Origin of the sequence: Streptococcus gingivalis (assembly GCF_035544715.1) — a bacterium.
GTDB classification, from domain to species: Bacteria; Bacillota; Bacilli; order Lactobacillales; family Streptococcaceae; genus Streptococcus; species Streptococcus gingivalis.
In genome coordinates, this window is sequence record NZ_JAYKTO010000002.1 from 402,501 (window position 1) to 420,649 (window position 18,149).

Annotated in this window: 17 protein-coding genes (1 of these 17 only partly in view); 10 read left to right on the top strand and 7 right to left on the bottom strand. The window is 41.2% G+C overall.

Annotated elements, in window-relative coordinates:
• The 5 genes in view from SM122_RS08385 to SM122_RS08405 are tightly spaced (at most 59 nt apart) and all read right to left on the bottom strand, a layout consistent with a single transcriptional unit that may run on beyond the window.
• Positions 1–414 carry the 5' end (the start) of a tyrosine-type recombinase/integrase gene (locus SM122_RS08385; protein ID WP_324738198.1) on the bottom strand. It extends 720 nt beyond the left edge of the window, so only the first 414 of its 1,134 coding nucleotides appear in the window; it begins with the start codon at positions 412–414; its stop codon lies off the left edge, out of view.
• Between the two features lie 3 nt (positions 415–417).
• Positions 418–612 (bottom strand): DUF3173 domain-containing protein, encoded by a 195-nt coding sequence (locus SM122_RS08390; RefSeq protein ID WP_000598356.1) that lies wholly within the window; start codon positions 610–612, stop codon positions 418–420.
• Between the two features lie 59 nt (positions 613–671).
• Positions 672–1,058: a hypothetical protein gene (locus SM122_RS08395; RefSeq protein WP_001096844.1), complete on the bottom strand. Its 387-nt coding sequence runs from the start codon at positions 1,056–1,058 to the stop codon at positions 672–674.
• Between the two features lie 2 nt (positions 1,059–1,060).
• Complete coding sequence (locus tag SM122_RS08400; protein ID WP_324738200.1) at positions 1,061–2,257, bottom strand: replication initiation factor domain-containing protein; 1,197 nt, start codon at positions 2,255–2,257, stop codon at positions 1,061–1,063.
• A gap of 40 nt (positions 2,258–2,297) precedes the next feature.
• Entirely contained in the window at positions 2,298–2,771 is a 474-nt protein-coding gene (locus SM122_RS08405) for a hypothetical protein (protein ID WP_000182279.1), read from the bottom strand.
• A gap of 319 nt (positions 2,772–3,090) precedes the next feature.
• Here SM122_RS08405 and SM122_RS08410 point away from each other — a divergent pair, with 319 nt between their 5' ends.
• A complete protein-coding gene (locus SM122_RS08410) occupies positions 3,091–3,537 on the top strand; it encodes a helix-turn-helix transcriptional regulator (protein ID WP_000287814.1) in 447 nt (148 codons plus the stop codon).
• Between the two features lie 163 nt (positions 3,538–3,700).
• Here the strand turns inward: SM122_RS08410 and SM122_RS08415 are convergent, their stop codons facing one another.
• Positions 3,701–4,027 carry a DMT family transporter gene (locus tag SM122_RS08415; RefSeq protein WP_009732038.1) on the bottom strand — a complete coding sequence of 109 codons (327 nt, stop codon included), beginning with the start codon at positions 4,025–4,027 and terminating at the stop codon, positions 3,701–3,703.
• Between the two features lie 648 nt (positions 4,028–4,675).
• On the opposite strand from SM122_RS08415, the gene SM122_RS08420 reads away from it, so the two are divergent.
• From SM122_RS08420 to SM122_RS08440, 5 genes are all read left to right on the top strand, one after another.
• Entirely contained in the window at positions 4,676–5,113 is a 438-nt protein-coding gene (locus SM122_RS08420; RefSeq protein WP_195529796.1) for a zinc-dependent MarR family transcriptional regulator, read from the top strand.
• 1 nt (position 5,114) lies between these two features.
• Positions 5,115–5,819: a metal ABC transporter ATP-binding protein gene (locus tag SM122_RS08425; RefSeq protein WP_195327245.1), complete on the top strand. Its 705-nt coding sequence runs from the start codon at positions 5,115–5,117 to the stop codon at positions 5,817–5,819.
• Positions 5,812–6,615 carry a metal ABC transporter permease gene (locus SM122_RS08430; RefSeq protein WP_003009676.1) on the top strand — a complete coding sequence of 268 codons (804 nt, stop codon included), beginning with the start codon at positions 5,812–5,814 and terminating at the stop codon, positions 6,613–6,615. The genes SM122_RS08425 and SM122_RS08430 overlap by 8 nt, the downstream gene beginning before the upstream one ends.
• A gap of 2 nt (positions 6,616–6,617) precedes the next feature.
• Positions 6,618–8,123, top strand: coding sequence for a zinc ABC transporter substrate-binding protein AdcA (locus tag SM122_RS08435; RefSeq protein ID WP_195327243.1), 1,506 nt, complete (start codon positions 6,618–6,620; stop codon positions 8,121–8,123).
• Positions 8,124–8,261: 138 nt separating this feature from the next.
• Entirely contained in the window at positions 8,262–8,819 is a 558-nt protein-coding gene (locus SM122_RS08440) for a DUF6287 domain-containing protein (protein ID WP_195327241.1), read from the top strand.
• 189 nt (positions 8,820–9,008) lie between these two features.
• On the opposite strand, the gene SM122_RS08445 is transcribed toward SM122_RS08440, so the two are convergent.
• The gene (locus tag SM122_RS08445; protein ID WP_195327239.1) at positions 9,009–11,084 is read right to left on the bottom strand and encodes a GH92 family glycosyl hydrolase; all 2,076 of its coding nucleotides are present in this window, start codon (positions 11,082–11,084) and stop codon (positions 9,009–9,011) included.
• Between the two features lie 215 nt (positions 11,085–11,299).
• On the opposite strand from SM122_RS08445, the gene SM122_RS08450 reads away from it, so the two are divergent.
• The 4 genes from SM122_RS08450 (at position 11,300) to SM122_RS08465 (ending at position 18,136) form a co-directional block, all read left to right on the top strand.
• Positions 11,300–12,580, top strand: a complete 1,281-nt coding sequence (locus SM122_RS08450) for a glycoside hydrolase family 125 protein (protein WP_195327237.1) — start codon at positions 11,300–11,302, stop codon at positions 12,578–12,580.
• Between the two features lie 76 nt (positions 12,581–12,656).
• Positions 12,657–15,302 (top strand): alpha-mannosidase, encoded by a 2,646-nt coding sequence (locus SM122_RS08455; protein ID WP_195327235.1) that lies wholly within the window; start codon positions 12,657–12,659, stop codon positions 15,300–15,302.
• A gap of 90 nt (positions 15,303–15,392) precedes the next feature.
• Positions 15,393–16,262, top strand: a complete 870-nt coding sequence (locus SM122_RS08460) for an ROK family protein (RefSeq protein WP_195327233.1) — start codon at positions 15,393–15,395, stop codon at positions 16,260–16,262.
• Positions 16,256–18,136: a beta-N-acetylhexosaminidase gene (locus tag SM122_RS08465; RefSeq protein WP_324738208.1), complete on the top strand. Its 1,881-nt coding sequence runs from the start codon at positions 16,256–16,258 to the stop codon at positions 18,134–18,136. The genes SM122_RS08460 and SM122_RS08465 overlap by 7 nt, the downstream gene beginning before the upstream one ends.
• Positions 18,137–18,149 lie beyond the last annotated feature (13 nt).

Below are 18,149 nucleotides of genomic sequence, written 5' to 3' on the forward strand. Positions count from 1 at the left end.
ATTAATTGTATTATAGCTTAAAACTTCATTTTCATTTTGTTTTTTTGGTTTTGTTTTTAGGTATTCACGAAATTCGAATATATGGTCATAAGTTAATTTATTTAAATTTGTATTTTTAAAATAGGGCTTAATATGTCGCTCATAATTGTTTCTTTGTGTACTTGTATAGCTTATTTTTCTGCCATTTTTCAAATCATCTTCTTCAAGTAGGTCGAATAACATATCTGTGGTCACTACAAAGTCAAATTGTTTTTCTTTTAATTCTACAACTCTAATATGTTGTTCAAGTTCTAGGGCTTCCTTTTTAGATTTTAATCCTTTACGAATAATACGTATTCTTTTTTGTGTGACTGGGTGGAAACCGTTAGAAACATCAACAGTCCATTTACCACTTTTAGTTTTACGAATAGTCATTCATTATGCTTCTTTCTGGAGTTCAATTCCTAGTAGTTCTTCAGCGACACTGGCTGGAATTGTACCAATCCGTTTGTTATCGTAGATATTAAAACCACGATTCACTAATAGTAATTTGCCAGTATGGATAATCTTTCTTGCAGTTCCTGGAGCAAATCCAAGTTCGATAAGGTCATCTTTTGTTACAGTTTTAATCATGTGCTCTCCTTTTCTAATTAGATTAAGTACGGGGAGGATTAACTCCCCTTGTCTTATACTTATTTTTGTTTTACATCTACTAAATGGATAGCATCCGCCTTGTAATACATCGTTGAACTAATCATAGTAGCTTGTAAATTGTCAAATGTAACTGGTACTTGATCCATTGCTTGGATATAGTCATTATCGACTAAAGCTTCTGGATTGTCTACTGAGACTTGGGTTGATTTCTTTTTGAATTGTCCATCCTTGATCGTTACATTGTATTTCCAACCAATGATTTTATCGGTATTAAAACGTCTTTCGCTACCATCTCGGTTTTTAATAATTTCTCCGTTTGCATCTGCTCGGACTTCCGTTTCAAATTTTGGAATGACTTCATCCAATTCAAATTTTGTTCCAATGTTATTGAAATTCCAGTCATTTTGTGAGAGCATTTTTGCCATATTTAATTTCTCCTTTTGATATTTTCTTTGATTGTAGGGATTAAATCTTCTCTTTTAAAGAGAATTGCCCTTTCTATTAATCCACTTGCTAAATCTGGTGGATATTCCATATTGTTGAGTGCGAGATAGTTAGATTTCTCATACTCATGCAGTAAGTTATTGTCGTATAGAAATTTATACGCTTTTAGAATAGCTCCAGAACCTTTATAGGTAAACCATTCTAATTTTTGTTCTAGTTCTGTCTTTGGTTTTGAAATAATGATAGAGACAGGTTTTGAGTGACCTAAAAACTTTTCCCAAGATCTCAAAGGTTTTGAGAAGTGACTATCACTATAGAACCTCACTTTTTCTTTGAGGTATCCCTTGGTAAAGTTAAGAAGATCTATTTCTGAATGCAACCATTCTTGAATGAAGTAGTGAGCTTTTGCTTTCCTAAGTTCTAACTCAGTTCTTATCCAATTTTCTATATACCGCTTGCTGATCCCGAGCTTTTCAGCTTGTTCTAAGCGCTTATCGTAAATTCTAAGTCTTTCATCATCATTGGGTTTTCTTAAATATAAGGTCTGACCGATCGTTTCATCTCCGTAGGTATTGTAGTAGGTGCTTTTTCCATATAGAAAGCGTTTCTTCTGACAAATCTTTAGAAGTTGATTAGGAGTGAAATAGGGTGTTTCATTAAAATCATCTATTGCAATATCAATTCGTCTTACTGAAAAATGAATGTAATTGTAGTAGAGGTTGTTCAGAAACTGTCTTTCGGAGAGACTATTTGGATCTAATACCATATCTCTATAGAACTCTAGTGCCTGTCCTGACATGACAAGCATGTAGGACGACTCTTTCGCTCCATAGTAGATACGGATATTCCCATAATGAAGCTGGCTATCATAGTTATAGTATTTAAGGCTCCCCTTATTCTCAATAAATAGGTCAAAGTCAAGAAATAGGATATCTTCGATTATTTCTTTTGGCGAAAATTCAGTCTTATCAAACTGAATTTGAATCCAGTCAAATACAGAACGTAAATGCTCATTTTTTGCCATAGATTTTGATTCAACTTTTTGCCTAATTTTGCCACCCTTAAAATCTCCAAAACCCTTGGTAATACTGAATTTTTTCGATGGTACACCTAACTTGCAGAGGGTGGTGTTACTACACACCCTATCGGTCAAAAATGGTCCGTCCGCATCTACGCTCATTTTCGGCTTTCTGCCTCATGGCTCAGCCGAAAACTCGCTATTAGCCGAACCTATTTTTTGACCTCTTGTTAACAAACCCTAGTAAGCCGGTTTGCATCGACTCTTCAATATCTTGGATTTTCTTTTTTAGGTTGGAATTCTCAATTTTTATCAGTCGCATTTCTCGCTTAAATTCCTGTTTTAAGGCGCTCAGTTCATCGTAGAGCTCATCTATTACTTGGTTTAGGGATTCATGTTCATTGTCTGCTAGACTCCCAAATACGGCTTGTATAGCCTCTTTTAGACCTATTTCAAGTTTTAGTTTAGCTAACTTTTGAAATTGTCTAAGGTCTTCGTCTGTAAAATCATAGGCAACTGTATAACTTAATTGATGAGTTCTGGGATTTCTACTGATAGGAACTTTAATTTTCTTAAATTCCTTGCCACTTATCTCTTTAATCAGTTGAATCCAATTTTTAAGAGTAGAGGTAGAGTTTAGGCCAGAAATTTGATTGACTAACTCTTTATTGGTCATCTTTTTGTGAAACCTCCGAAATTTTCTTGTGCAACTGAAGAGTTTTCTGTGGTATAATTGTTACATAATATGTTTTGATCTTGGAACGAACGGCACATTTGTTTCAAGATTTTTTATTTTGTCGAATCCTACCTCCTTTATTAAAATTTTTTAAATCGACTACTAGTTACATACGCTTTTACCTCCTTTTATGCTATAATATTCTCAATGGAATATTCAATCTCAAAACAAATATTCCTTATGGAATAATTCTATTTTATACCGTTTAGAATATTTTGTCAAGCTAAAATATACGAATAAGAATATCTATAGGAGAATTATGTATACAGAGGATTATAAATTTTCAGAGAGGTTAAAAACTCTCAGAAAATCAAAAAAGTTAACTCAAGTACAAATATCGGAATTAATTGGAGTTCAACAAGGGACATATTCTCGGTGGGAGAATGGAACGTTAGAACCAGGATTAGAATTCGTTGTGAAATTAGCAAATATCTTTGGGACTACTACAGATTATTTGCTGGGACAAAAACCTTATTCAATTATCAGTAGTTTACCTCTAGAACAATTAGATCTTACCAATATTGCAAACTTTTCAAAGGATGAGTTTGATATTTTGAAACATTCAATAGCAGTTTCGGTGGCAAGAAATAAAATAAAGGCAACAGAACTAAAAGATAGAGTTATAGAAAAAAATCAGTTGTCAGAAAAAGATGCAGAACTTTTGAATAAGATTTTTGAAGAAGTTAAAACTTATTGGGAAAATTAGGAGGACGCTAGTCTTCAAAATTCCCTCCCAAAATGTGTCCAAAATATTGACAGAATTCTAGCTTTTCATTATAGTTCTTATGGAACTTTTTTTCTACAACAAAATAGGCTCCATAATATCCATAGGGGATTTACCCACTACAAATAGTATAGAGCCGGTTTTATTAATGTCCTGCATTTCCTAATAAGTTAACCATGACAACACCAATGATAATCAAAATTAAACCGATAATGCTATAAACATTTAGTGTTTCTTTGAAAATCATTACTGCGATAGAGGCTGTCAAAACTAAACCGACAGCTGACCATGTTGCATAAGCTATTCCTAAAGGAATTTTTTGCATTGCTAGTGAGAGGAAATAGAAACAAACGCCATAGCTAAGTAGGGCAGAAACGGTTGGAATAGGCTTTGTAAAACCGTCTGATAATTTCAAAAGGTTAGTTCCCAATATCTCTCCTACAATGGCGATAAAAAGATAAAAGTATGACATGTCTTTAACCTCCTATATGTCATGTTTTTGCTCTAAGAGCTATTATAGCTATCCGTTTTTTATAAATCTTGGCACAAGTCATGAGAATTTGTAGTAAAACTGTGGCAGACACTTTTTCAGAACCAATAGCTGATAAGTTTAGTATATCATAAGATAAATTTAAAAAAAAAAGTTTTGTTAGAAAATGAATTATCAAATTCTTGGGCTAAAGAGTTATTTTTGTTAAAATAATAAAAAACACTTACCCTAATTAAAGGAGAAAATAAAATGATTACATTAACTGTTAATCGTACAAGTGTCTTGAATACCTCTGGATGAATATAACCTGTTGGGACATATCGTCTATTCTCTGATGATGCTCTTAGAACGATAAGGTATGGAGTGTTACCAAAAAGTTACTAAAATTTGAAAAATGAGTCTATTTTGCAAGATTCAAAAGGCTTAAAACCCTATTAAATCAGGGTTGTAAGATTTAAATAATGGAGTTATGGAACTCAAAATCCAGTGTCCGCAAGGACGTGCCGGTTCGACCCCGGCCGCCGGTATAGATTATAAAGGAGTTTTGCTCCTTTTTTTGTTTTATTTTTTTCTTTTTTATGATATAATTAACCGGTAAAGTTTCTTTTAGTGAATTAGAAGGAGTTAATTTTGTCTGAAGTTGCAAATAAAATCGATCGATTTTTAAATTCTATTTTATTGTTATCAGAAAATCAGCATGAGATTTTAGTTGGTTCTTGTACAAGTGGTGTTTCATTAACCAACACTCAGGAACATATTTTAATGCTGGTTGCTGATGAAGCTCTAACCAATTCTGTCTTAGCTAAGAAATTGAATGTCAGTCAGGCGGCTATCACGAAGGCTGTGAAGCCCTTATTAAGCCAGGGGATGTTAGAGACTTATCGCGATGAGAATGATGCCCGGGTTCTCTATTATCGCTTAACTGATATTGGCAAGCCGATTGCCTTAGAGCATCAACATCACCATCAGCATACACTTCACACTTATGAGGATGTTTTGTCGAAATTTACTCATAATGAGCAAGGAGTTATTTCGCGATTTTTAGATTTATTAGAAGAGGAGTTATAGGTTGAGGTATATTACGGTTTCAAATTTATCGTTCTATTATGATCGAGAACCGGTTCTGGAAGGGATTAATTATTACTTGGATAGTGGAGAGTTTGTTACGCTGACTGGTGAAAATGGTGCTGCTAAGTCAACCTTGATTAAGGCTAGTCTTGGGATTTTACAGCCCAAGGTCGGGACAGTTGAGATTTCAAAGACGAATGTTAAGGGAAAGAAGTTAAGGATTGCTTATTTGCCACAACAGATTGCTAGTTTTAATGCTGGATTTCCAAGTACGGTCTATGAATTTGTGAAGTCAGGTCGGTATCCTCGTAAAGGCTGGTTTCGAAAGTTGAATGAGCACGATGAAAAGCATATTCTAAAGAGTTTAGAATCTGTTGGCATGCTGGAGTTCAAGGATCGGGCGATTGGTTCTTTGTCTGGTGGTCAGAAACAGCGGGCCGTCATTGCTCGGATGTTTGCTTCAGATCCGGATATCTTTGTTTTAGATGAACCGACAACAGGGATGGATGCGACGACAAAGAGTGATTTTTATGAGTTGATGCATCACAGTGCGCATTACCATCAAAAATCTGTGTTAATGATTACCCATGACCCTGAAGAGGTTAACCAATTTGCGGATCGGAATATTCATTTGGTTCGTGACCAGAGCTCTCCTTGGAGATGTTTTAACGTCCATGATACAGAAGGGGAGGGTGACCATGCTTGATTTATTCCAGTATGATTTTATGCAGCGGGCCTTGTTGGCTATGGTTGCCATGAGTCTTTTTTCTCCTGTGTTAGGGATTTTCTTGATTTTGAGACGGCAGAGTCTGATGAGTGATACGCTGAGTCACGTCTCTCTTGCGGGTGTCGCTTTTGGGCTTTTCCTTGGGATCTCTCCAACGCTCTCGACTATGATCATTGTCATTATAGCTGCGGTTTTTCTAGAGTATTTGCGGACCTTATTTAAGGACTTTATGGAGATCGGGACGGCAATTCTAATGTCCACTGGTCTTGCCCTAGCTTTGGTACTGATGCGTGGTGGTGGGAAAAGCTCCATGAGCTTGGATCAATATTTGTTTGGTTCTACCCTAACCATTACGGATGAACAGGTGATCGCCTTGTTTGTGATTGCTTTCGTTGTATTAGTGCTGACGGCCTTATTCTTGCGGCCTATGTATATTTTGACCTTTGATGAAGATACGGCCTTCGTAGATGGCCTTCCGGTCCGGACCATGTCCATCTTATTTAATGTGGTAACGGGTGTTGCTATTGCTTTAATGATTCCTGCAGCAGGATCGTTATTGGTTTCAACCATCATGGTCTTACCGGCTAGTATTGCGCTGAAATTAGGGAAGAACTTCCGTGGGGTCATGCTGATTGCGGTCATCATTGGTTTTATCGGGATGTTTAGTGGGTTGATTTTGTCTTATATTGCAGATACACCAGCGAGTGCCAGCATCACGCTTTTATTTGTGGCCTTGTTCTTGCTTGTGAATCTTGGATCACGTTTGAGGAAGTAGATATGAACGTTAAAAAATTTGGTTGGTTATTGTTAGTGGCTTTAACACTTGTTTTGACAGCTTGTGGCAAAAGTCAGAGTCAAAATGGGAAATTAAAAGTGATGACCACTTTCTATCCTGTTTATGATTTTACAAAAAATATTGTCGGAGATGAAGGAACGGTAGACCTGCTCATTGGAGCGGGATCAGAGCCTCATGAATATGAATTGTCTGCTAAGGGGCGGGCCATGATTCAAGATTCGGATGTTTTCGTCTATGAAAATGAAAATATGGAAACCTGGGTTCCAAATCTTTTGAAATCAATGAAGGATAAGAAAACCAAAGTGATCGATGCCACCAAGGGCATGGTCTTGCTTCCTGGATTGGAAGAGGAACATGAACACGAAGGGGGCGAAGAACACCATCATGAATATGATCCTCACCTTTGGCTCTCTCCACATCGTGCCATGAAGATGGTAGAGTCGATTCGTGATCAGTTAGTCGCAGCTTATCCAGATAAGAAAAAGACGTTTGAGAAAAATGCCCAAGCCTATCTGAAGAAATTACAGGCCTTGGATCAAGCTTATCAGGATGGGTTGAAAGATGCAAAACAAAAGAATTTCGTAACCCAACACGCAGCTTTCCGTTACTTGGCCTTGGATTATGGATTAAACCAGGTAGCCATTTCAGGGATTTCACCTGATAGTGAGCCTTCTGCCGCACGATTGCGTGAATTGACAGAGTATATCAAGAAAAATGAGATCAAGGTCATTTACTTTGAGGAAAATGCTTCTAAGTCCTTGGCGAAAACCTTGTCTTCTGAAGCTGGTGTTGAGTTGGCTGTCTTAAATCCTTTGGAAAGCCTGACGGATCAAGAAATGAAAAATGGCGAAGACTACGTGTCTGTTATGAAGGAGAATCTGAAGGCGCTAGAGAAAACAACGTCACAAGCTGGTAAGGATATTCAACCGGAACATGAGGAAGATTCAAAGACAGTTCAAAAGGGCTATTTCGAGGATAGTCAAGTGAAGGATCGTAGCTTAGAAAATTATGCAGGTGATTGGAAATCAGTTTATCCATACTTGCAAGATGGAACGTTGGATCAGGTCTTTGATTATAAGGCAAAATTAAATCCAACTATGACGGCTGCTGAGTATAAGGAATATTATACCAAGGGTTACCAAACAGATATTGATCGGATTAAGATTGATAAGGATTCAATGGAGTTTTATCAAAAAGGATCTTCTAAGAAATACACCTATAAATACGTAGGTAAGCACATTTTGACTTATAAGAAGGGGAATCGTGGTGTTCGTTATCTTTTTGAAGCGAAAGAGAGCGATGCGGGAGACTTCAAATATGTTCAATTTAGTGACCATGAAATTACTCCGGTAAAGGCAGCTCACTTCCACATTTTCCATGGAGGAAAGAGTCAAGAAGCGCTTTATGATGAGTTGGAAAATTGGCCAACTTATTATCCTTCGAACTTATCTGGTTTAGAAGTGGCACAGGAAATGCTGGCTCATTAAAAGTTGTATCAAAAGAGAGACTAGGACTGATTATCCCGGTCTCTTTTTGATTAAAAATGGGGAGTGAAGCTTGTCAAATGCTTGAAAATACGTTACAATGAAAGGGCTTTAAATTAAAAAATGTATGGGGAATTTTAAATGAAAAAAGTTGGTGCAATTCTTGTGAGTCTTCTCAGCGTGGTCCTGTTGGTAGCTTGTTCGCAACAGGGAGCGAGTAAAAAATCAACCGCTTCCTCTAGTCAAACGACGACCTCTTCTGAAGTCAAAAAGACGGCTGCTTCTAGTTCGGAAGTGAAGGAGAAAGAAAAAAAAGAAGAGAAAAAAGAAGTGAAGAAAATGGATCTTGAAGCGATTGCCAATGGAGATTACAGCAGTATTGCTGGGGTCTGGCAAGATGATAAGGGAAACAAGCTGGTCTTTAACGACAAAGGGTTGGTCTCACAAGAGTTAGAGGGCTATGGAGCTTCTTTGACAGATTATGGAACAGCATCAGAAGGCATTTATGGTGGTCGTGATGGAGGCTTCTTGTTGGAGTATATTCCTGCAGGAGTGACCATTGGTGATCAGGTCGATGATCAAGGACAAGTCGTCTTTAAAGATACATCAGATACCTCTAAAAACCGCTTATGGTCTGGTGTTGGTATCGCTAGTTTTGGGGAACAAGGCTCGATCTACTATCATGTAGGAGATGAATAATGGAAAAAGAGAGTGGGACAGAAATCGGTAATTCGTTAGAATTCGATTTCGTCGTCCCACCTCCGCACAGTTGAGTAGGGCTGTAAAAGCTGATGAAATCAGCGTAGTAGAGCCCACTCAACCACTGCGTCTTGCTCGACAATCTAAAAATAATTGAGAGGCTAGGACTTCTGTCCCACTCTCTTTTTCTTATGCATGTGGGGGGAGCCAAGAAAGCTCAAATTGGAGCAATTGGGCTTCAAGGAGATCTTGATGGGAAACCTCTTGTTTCTCTTTGCCATCTAATAGGGCTTTTTGGATGAAATAGGCGCCTGCAGTGTGTGAGTTGGCGCAAATCTTGAGCTCTTGCTTGGGAAGATGGAGAAGGACTTCTTTAAAGAGAGGGAGGCCTAGATCATAGATTGGTTTTCCAGGACAGGTTGGATAGAGTCCAAGGGCTGACCAGATGTACCAAGCAGATAGGCTACCATTGTCCTCATCACCTGGATAGGCTTGGAAATCTTGATGGAAAACTTGGGAACGGATCTGGTGGATCAGGAGATTAGTGTATTCGGGATGAAGACTGTAACGGAAGAGGTAGGGAATGTGAAAGCTGGGTTGATTGGAGATGGCGATCTGCCCAAATGGAGCTTGGGCCATTTCACTCATTTCATGGATTTCATAGCCATATCCTCTTACATCAAATTGAGGTTTTTGATTGGCCAGATCCAGCAGTCGTTGGGTGAAGGCTTTTTCACCGCCCATTAGCTCTATCAGACCGGAGAGGTCGTGTAAGGCTCCAAAAGTAGCTTGGGTGGCAGAGCATTCTGCATAATCTCCTCCCCAGCTGGTAGGAGAGAAGGGTTCTTTAAAGGTTCCATTGGTGGATCGTGCTCTCATAAAGCCTGTTTGGGCATCGTACAATGTTCGGTAGGAGAGGCTGGAAGCAGTATACCGAGTGGCTGTTTCTGTCTGACCCAATTGCTTGGCAACGGTAGCAATGCAAAAATCACTATAGGCATAATCTAGGCTATGGCTCACACTTTCGTGAAAATCATCGGGTAGGTAGCCAAGGGCCTTGTAGCTTTCATTGCCATGGCGACCAAAATGTTGAGTGGGATCTGTTTTTTGAGCTGTCTGGAGCATAGCTGTCAGCATGTTTTCATGTAGGTCTGGTGCGATCCCTTTTGTGACAGCATCCGCAAAGACCCCATCAATGAGGGTACCTGGCATCATCCCTCGTTCATCTGGGGCCAACCATTTTGGTAGAAAACCAGTATCCTTGTAAGTGTTTAAAAATCCTTCGAGAAAGTGACGGTAGTAATCGGGGTAGACAAGGCTAAAGAGCGGAAAAGAGGTCCGAAAGAGGTCCCAAAATCCGATATTGGTATAAGCTTTTCCTGGTTTGATTTCATTATGGGTGACATCCAGGTGCCAGTCATTTCCCTCGGTATCTGTTTCATAAAAGGTTTGAGGGAAAAGGAGGAGTCGGTAAAGGCAATGATCGAAAAAGGCTTGGTCACGCCCTCCGGTATCTTTTACTTCAATTCGTTTTAGCAGCTGATTCCATTGATCGGCTGCTTCTTTTTTAGCTTCTTCTAAGGGAAGGTGGGGAAGATGGCTGTGAGCCATGTCTTGGGACAGATAAGAAGTTCCTAATTGGACGGTCACTTCATTGCTCGCAAAGGTCAGAAAAAGATCTTGATCGATGTGAGTGACGCTCTCAATCGGCTGGCTAAATTGCCACTGGAGATAGAAAGAGTAGGAAGTATCTGCGGTATGGGCCTGATCCAGAATGTGGAAGTGGCAGGTTTGGCCTGTCAGAGTCAAGTCCTCTAGTTCCTTTGCTGCATGAAAGCAGAGTGTCAGCTTTTCTGGTGCTCGAAAGTGCATGATAGCCCCGTAGCGGCTTGGAACTAGCTCGCTTTGAATCTGATAACGTTCCGAAAAAATACGGAGGTAGTGGGGTTGGAAAACGGCTTCTTTCATCGAATAACTGCTTTGACGACGGAAGAGGTCGGAACTTGCAACTTCCCCTGTGATGGGCGTGATGAGGCACCAAGCGTAGTCTCCTATCCAAGGACTAGGCTGGTGGGTGAGGCGAAATCCCTGAAAAATAGGGAGATTGGGGTTGAAAAACCAAGCCCCCTGTTCGTGTGTCGTCTGGGGAAGGAAGTAGTTCATCCCAAAAGGGACTCCGGTATAAGGGAGGATGTTCCCGTGCGAATAGTGGGGATGATTATCGCTTCCCCAGCGGGTATCGATGGTTTGGCAATGTGTGCGCATCTTGTCTCCTTTTTCTTCATCAACCTTAAATGATCTGTGTTTTTCTTGGAACACGCGGTGGTATTTTCTTCATTGTATCAAAGTGTTGTCAAATATGATAGCGTTTTTATCAAATGGAAAATTTTGTAGAAAAAGGGCTATAGTTTGCGTATGTATTTCCCATTTGAAATCTTTTATACTGAATAGGAAAGAATCGATACGTGTGAGGAAAATAAATGACCTATTCAAAAGAAATTGTGCGAGAATGGTTGGATCAAGTGGCTGAGCGTGCTAAGGAATACCCTGATTGGGTGGATGTCTTTGAACGTTGTTATACAGATACTTTGGATAATACAGTTGAAATTTTAGAAGATGGGTCAACCTTTGTGTTAACAGGGGACATCCCAGCTATGTGGTTGCGTGACTCAACGGCTCAATTGAGGCCCTATCTTCATGTGGCTAAACGAGATCCCCAATTGCGCCAGACCATTGCTGGTTTGGTCAAACGTCAGATGACCTTGATTCTCAAGGATCCTTATGCCAACTCTTTTAATATTGAGGAGAACTGGAAAGGCCATCACGAGACCGACCACACCGATTTGAATGGCTGGATTTGGGAGCGCAAGTATGAAGTGGATTCGCTGTGCTATCCCTTGCAGCTGGCTTATCTTCTGTGGAAAGAAACTGGTGAGACTAGCCAATTTGATGAAACCTTTGTCACAGCGACTAAGGAGATTCTTCATCTCTGGACGGTGGAACAAGACCATAACAACTCCCCTTATCGCTTCGTTCGAGATACTGATCGTAAGGAAGACACGCTGGTGAATGACGGCTTTGGGCCAGATTTTGCCGTGACAGGGATGACCTGGTCAGCCTTTCGTCCAAGTGATGACTGCTGTCAGTATAGCTATTTGATTCCATCCAATATGTTTGCAGTGGTTGTTTTGGGTTATGTCCAAGAAATCTTTGCAACATTGAATCTAGCTGATAGTGAAAGCATCATTGCAGATGCCAAACGCCTCCAAGCGGAGATTCAAGAAGGGATCGAAAACTACGCCTACACGACTAACAGCAAGGGCGAGAAAATCTATGCCTTTGAGGTAGATGGTTTAGGAAATGCTAGCATCATGGATGATCCAAATGTGCCAAGTTTGTTAGCTGCTCCCTATCTGGGCTACTGCGCCATCGACGACGAAGTCTACCAAGCCACTCGTCGGACTATTTTGAGCCCTGAAAATCCTTACTTCTATGAAGGGAAGTACGCAAGTGGACTCGGAAGTTCTCATACCTTTTATCGCTATATCTGGCCGATTGCCCTTTCTATTCAAGGATTGACAACGACAGATAAAGCTGAGAAAAAATTCTTGCTCGATCAGCTGGTTGCCTGCGATGGAGGCACGGGTGTCATGCACGAAAGTTTCCATGTAGATGATCCAACCAAATACTCGCGTGAATGGTTCTCGTGGGCCAACATGATGTTCTGCGAATTAGTCTTGGATTACTTGGATATTCGCTAATGAGCTCTTGCTCGACAGATTCTTGTCAAGAATCACAAATATATCTTTAAATTTAAGTTAGAATGAGGTTTTACTCATGGAAAATGTTGTTGTACATATTATTTCTCACAGCCACTGGGATCGTGAGTGGTATCTACCTTTTGAAAGTCACCGCATGCAATTGGTGGAACTGTTTGACAATCTCTTTGATCTTTTTGAAAATGATCCTGAGTTCAAAAGTTTCCACTTAGATGGACAAACCATTGTCCTTGACGACTATTTAGAAATTCGCCCTGAAAACCGCGACAAGGTGCAACGTTATATCGACGAGGGCAAGCTCAAGATTGGTCCCTTCTACATTTTGCAGGATGATTACTTGATCTCCAGTGAAGCCAACGTCCGCAATACCTTGATTGGACAAGCTGAATGCGCCAAATGGGGCAAATCTACTCAGATTGGTTACTTCCCTGATACCTTTGGAAATATGGGGCAAGCTCCTCAAATCCTTCAAAAATCAGGCATTCACGTAGCAGCTTTTGGGCGTGGTGTCAAACCAATCGGATTTGACAACCAGGTCCTCGAAGATGAGCAGTTTACCTCTCAATTTTCTGAAATGTACTGGCAAGGGGCGGATGGTAGCCGTGTGCTGGGTATTCTTTTTGCTAACTGGTACAGTAACGGGAACGAAATTCCAGTGGATAAAGATGAAGCTTTGGCTTTCTGGAAACAAAAATTGTCAGATGTTCGTGACTATGCATCGACTAATCAATGGTTGATGATGAACGGATGTGATCACCAACCAGTTCAACGAAATTTGAGTGAAGCCATTCGTGTGGCAAACGAACTTTTCCCTGACGTGACCTTTGTTCACAGCTCCTTTGATGAATACGTTCAAGCAGTGGAAAGTGCACTTCCTGAACACCTATCAACTGTTACAGGTGAGTTGACTAGCCAGGAAACGGATGGTTGGTACACCCTTGCCAATACCTCTTCTTCACGCGTTTATCTTAAACAAGCCTTTCAAGAAAATAGCAACTTGCTAGAACAAGTGGTGGAACCTTTGACCATTATTACTGGTGGTCATAACCACAAGGATCAGTTGACCTATGCCTGGAAGACGCTCTTACAGAATGCGCCACACGATAGTATCTGTGGTTGTAGTATTGACGAAGTCCACCGGGAAATGGAAGTTCGTTTTGCCAAGGTCAACCAAGTTGGAAACTTTGTCAAGACTAACCTTCTGAACGAATGGAAGGGTAAACTAGCAACTCAAAAAGCCCAGAGTGAGCACCTCTTTACGGTCATCAATACTGGCTTGCATAATAAGGTGGATACCGTCAGCACGATTGTCGATGTAGCAGTTTGTCCATTTAAGGAATTGCACCCGACAGAAGGCTTCAAGAAAATGGCCGCTTTGACCTTGCCAGACTACCACGTAGAGGATTTAGATGGGCATCTTGTAGAAGCAGAGATTGAAGACTTGGGAGCAAGCTTTGGCTATACCCTGCCTAAGGATAAATTCCGCCAACCCTATATTGCACGTCAAGTGCGCGTGACAATTCCAATTCACCTTGCACCACTTTCTTGGTCAAGCTTCCAACTAGTCGAAGGGCCAGCAGCACAAAGCGATGGTATCTTCCAAAATGGAGTTATTGATACTCCATTTGTGACAGTAAGTGTAGATGAAGGTATCACAGTCTACGACAAGACTACAAACGAAGCTTACGAGGACTTTATCCAATTTGAGGACCGTGGCGATATCGGGAATGAGTACATTTATTTCCAACCAAAAGGAACAGAGCCAATTTTCGCAAAACTGAAAGGTTATGAAATTCTGGAAAACAATGCTCGCTATGCTAAGGTTTTGCTCAAACATGACTTGACTATTCCAGTTAGCGCAGATGAAAAATTGGATGCTGAACAAAGAGGTATCATCGAGTTCATGAAACGAGATGCAGGTCGTTCAGAAGAGTTGACAACCATTCCTCTTGAAACGGAGATGACCATTTTTGTAGATGATCCACAAATTCGCTTCAAGACTCGCTTTACCAATACAGCCAAAGACCACCGCATTCGTCTCTTGGTCAAAACTCATAACACACGCCCAAGTAATGATTCTGAAAGCATCTATGAAGTTGTTACAAGACCAAATAAACCAGCAGCTTCTTGGGAAAATCCTGAAAATCCACAACACCAACAAGCCTTTGTTAGCTTGTATGACGATGTTAAAGGAGTGACAGTAGCCAATAAAGGATTGCACGAATACGAAATCCTTGAGGACGACACCATGGCTGTAACCCTTCTCCGTGCTTCAGGTGAGCTAGGTGACTGGGGCTACTTCCCAACGCCAGAAGCTCAGTGCTTGCGCGATATCGAAGTTGAGTTTGCAGTAGAATGCCATCAAGCAGGGGAACGCTTCTCGGCCTTCCGTCGTGCTAAAGCCTTCCAGGTGCCATTTACAGCTCTTCAAGTTGCAAAACAAGAAGGTAGCGTTGCAGCAACAGGTAGTCTCTTCAACCATCCAGCACTAAGCTTGCCACAAGTCTGCCCAACAGCCTTTAAAGTTGCTGAAAATGAAGAAGGCTACGTCCTTCGTTATTACAACATGAGTCAAGAAAATGTCCGTGTGTCTGAAAAACAACAAACCATTCTTGACTTGTTGGAACGCCCATATCCAGTCCATTCAGGACTATTGGCACCGCAAGAAATCCGGACAGAATGGATTAAAAAAGAAGAAGTATAGCTGGTTGCAGCTGAAGAAACAATAAAAGGAAAGGAGGAGCGAAAAAGTAAGAACCAACTGCTGACTCGCTCCTTTGTACAGGTAAAAGCAATGACCATTGCAACGATTGATATCGGAGGGACTGGGATTAAGTTTGCTAGTCTCACTCCGGATGGAAAGATTTTAGATAAGGCCAGCACACCAACTCCAGAAACTCTAGAAGATTTGTCGGCTTGGTTGGACCAACGCTTATCAGAACGTGACTACCGTGGGATTGCCATGAGTGTGCCAGGGGCTGTTAACCAAGAAACAGGGGTAATTGAGGGGATCAGTGCCATTCCATACATCCATGGTTTCTCATGGTATGAGGCGCTTGCTCATCATAAGCTTCCTGTCCACCTAGAAAATGATGCCAACTGTGTTGGACTCAGTGAACTGCTAGCTCATCCTGAGATTGAAAATGCAGCCTGTGTCGTGATTGGTACAGGAATCGGTGGAGCCATGATTATCAATGGGAAGCTACACCGTGGTCGTCATGGTTTGGGCGGTGAGTTTGGCTACATGACCACTATCGAGCCTGCAGAAAAGCTCAACAACTGGTCACAACTAGCATCAACAGGAAACATGGTTCGCTATGTGATTGAAAAATCTGGTCAGTCTGACTGGGATGGACGTAAGGTGTACCAAGAGGCGGCAGCAGGCAATGCCCTTTGCCAAGAAGCCATTGAGCGGATGAATCGTAATCTTGCTCAAGGGCTCCTCAATATTCAGTACCTCATCGACCCAGATGTCATTAGCCTAGGTGGCTCTATCAGTCAGAACCCAGATTTTATCAAAGGGGTGCAAAAAGCGGTAGACGTCTTTGTGGAAAGATATGAAGAGTATACAATTGCGCCAGTGATCCAAGCCTGCACCTATCAGGCAGATGCCAATCTCTACGGTGCCCTTGTCAACTGGTTACAGGAGGAAAACCAATGGTAAATTTTACCGGAATTAGCAGTAAACAACAGCAAGCTATAGACTTACTTCAAAAGCACATTTCTCTACCAGATGTAGAAGTGGCAGTCACCCAGTCTGATCAATCTTCTATTTCTATCAAGGGTGAAGGCGGAAGCTATCAATTGACTTATCGCAAACCTCACCAACTCTATCGCGCCTGGTCTGTTCTCGCAACAGCTTTGGTAGAAGGTGATAAGGTAGAGATTGAGGAGCAAGCGGCTTATGAAGATTTAGCCTACATGGCCGACTGTTCGCGAAATGCAGTTCTAAATGTTGCATCAGCCAAGCAGATGATTGAAGTTTTGGCTCTGATGGGTTATTCAACCTTTGAGCTCTACATGGAAGATACCTATCAGATTGAAGGGCAACCTTATTTTGGTTATTTCCGCGGGGCTTATTCAGCTGAAGAGTTACAGGAAATCGAAGCCTATGCCCAGCAGTTTGATATGACCTTTGTACCATGTATTCAGACCTTGGCCCACTTATCAGCCTTTGTCAAATGGGGTGTTAAAGAAGTCCAGCAACTTCGTGATGTAGAGGACATTCTCCTCATCGGCGAAGAAAAAGTTTACGACCTAATCGACGGCATGTTTGCTACTTTGTCTAAACTACAAACACGCAAGGTCAATATCGGCATGGACGAAGCTCACTTGGTTGGTTTGGGACGCTATCTTATCTTAAACGGTGTGGTTGATCGTAGCCTCCTTATGTGCCAACACTTGGAGCGCGTGCTGGATATTGCAGACAAGTATGGTTTCCACTGCCAGATGTGGAGTGATATGTTCTTCAAGCTCATGTCAGCAGATGGTCAGTATGACCGTGATGTGGAGATTCCAGAAGAAACGCGTGTTTACCTAGATCGTCTCAAAGACCGTGTCACCTTGGTTTACTGGGATTATTATCAGGATAGCGAGGAAAAATACAACCGAAACTTCCGTAATCACCACAAGATTAGTCAAGATATCGCCTTTGCTGGTGGTGCCTGGAAGTGGATTGGTTTTACGCCCCACAACCATTTCAGCCGTCTTATTGCAGTAGAAGCCAATAAAGCTTGCCGTGCCAATCAGATCAAGGAAGTCATCGTGACAGGTTGGGGGGACAACGGTGGTGAAACGGCCCAGTTCTCGATTCTGCCTAGCTTACAAATCTGGGCAGAACTTAGCTATCGTAATGATTTAGAACGTCTGTCAGCTCACTTCAAGACTAATACAGGTCTATCTGTTGAGGACTTCATGCAGCTGGATCTTGCCAACCTCTTGCCAGATCTACCAGATAATCTCAGTGGACTCAACCCTAATCGCTATGTCTTTTATCAGGATGTTCTTTGCCCAATCCTTGACAAGCACATGACACCTGAACAGGATAAGCCTCACTTTGCCAAGGCAGCTGAGACACTTTCTGACATTAAAGTAAAAGCGGGTGTCTACGCCTATCTCTTTGAGACTCAGGCTCAGTTGAATGCCATTTTAAGTAATAAAGTGGATGTGGGCCGACGCATTCGTGAGGCCTATCAAGCAGGTGATAAAGAGAGCTTGCAACAAATCGCTAGAGGAGAATTGCCAAAACTCAGAAGCCAGATTGAAACCTTCCATGACCTCTTTAGCCACCAATGGTTGAAAGAAAACAAGGTCTTTGGCTTGGATACCGTAGACATCCGGATGGGTGGACTCTTGCAACGGATCAAGCGAGCTGAAAGTCGGATTGAAGACTATCTAGCTGGTTCCATCACATGTATCGATGAACTAGAAGTAGAAATCTTGCCATTCAACGATTTCTACGGAGATCAGGACTTCGCAGCCACAACGGCTAATCAGTGGCATACTATTGCGACTGCCTCAACCATTTATACAACGTAAAAAATGCCAAGTT

Bases quoted from the DNA above. Each gene is read 5' to 3' on its own strand.
- SM122_RS08455 (WP_195327235.1), top strand. From the start codon at position 12,657: ATGGAAAATGTTGTTGTACATATTATTTCTCACAGCCACTGGGATCGT.
- SM122_RS08435 (WP_195327243.1), top strand. From the start codon at position 6,618: ATGAACGTTAAAAAATTTGGTTGGTTATTGTTAGTGGCTTTAACACTT.
- SM122_RS08390 (WP_000598356.1), bottom strand. From the start codon at position 612: ATGATTAAAACTGTAACAAAAGATGACCTTATCGAACTTGGATTTGCT.
- SM122_RS08410 (WP_000287814.1), top strand. From the start codon at position 3,091: ATGTATACAGAGGATTATAAATTTTCAGAGAGGTTAAAAACTCTCAGA.
- SM122_RS08430 (WP_003009676.1), top strand. From the start codon at position 5,812: ATGCTTGATTTATTCCAGTATGATTTTATGCAGCGGGCCTTGTTGGCT.
- SM122_RS08450 (WP_195327237.1), top strand. From the start codon at position 11,300: ATGACCTATTCAAAAGAAATTGTGCGAGAATGGTTGGATCAAGTGGCT.
- SM122_RS08405 (WP_000182279.1), bottom strand. From the start codon at position 2,771: ATGACCAATAAAGAGTTAGTCAATCAAATTTCTGGCCTAAACTCTACC.
- SM122_RS08440 (WP_195327241.1), top strand. From the start codon at position 8,262: ATGAAAAAAGTTGGTGCAATTCTTGTGAGTCTTCTCAGCGTGGTCCTG.
- SM122_RS08460 (WP_195327233.1), top strand. From the start codon at position 15,393: ATGACCATTGCAACGATTGATATCGGAGGGACTGGGATTAAGTTTGCT.
- SM122_RS08415 (WP_009732038.1), bottom strand. From the start codon at position 4,027: ATGTCATACTTTTATCTTTTTATCGCCATTGTAGGAGAGATATTGGGA.
- SM122_RS08395 (WP_001096844.1), bottom strand. From the start codon at position 1,058: ATGGCAAAAATGCTCTCACAAAATGACTGGAATTTCAATAACATTGGA.
- SM122_RS08465 (WP_324738208.1), top strand. From the start codon at position 16,256: ATGGTAAATTTTACCGGAATTAGCAGTAAACAACAGCAAGCTATAGAC.
- SM122_RS08400 (WP_324738200.1), bottom strand. From the start codon at position 2,257: ATGAGCGTAGATGCGGACGGACCATTTTTGACCGATAGGGTGTGTAGT.
- SM122_RS08445 (WP_195327239.1), bottom strand. From the start codon at position 11,084: ATGCGCACACATTGCCAAACCATCGATACCCGCTGGGGAAGCGATAAT.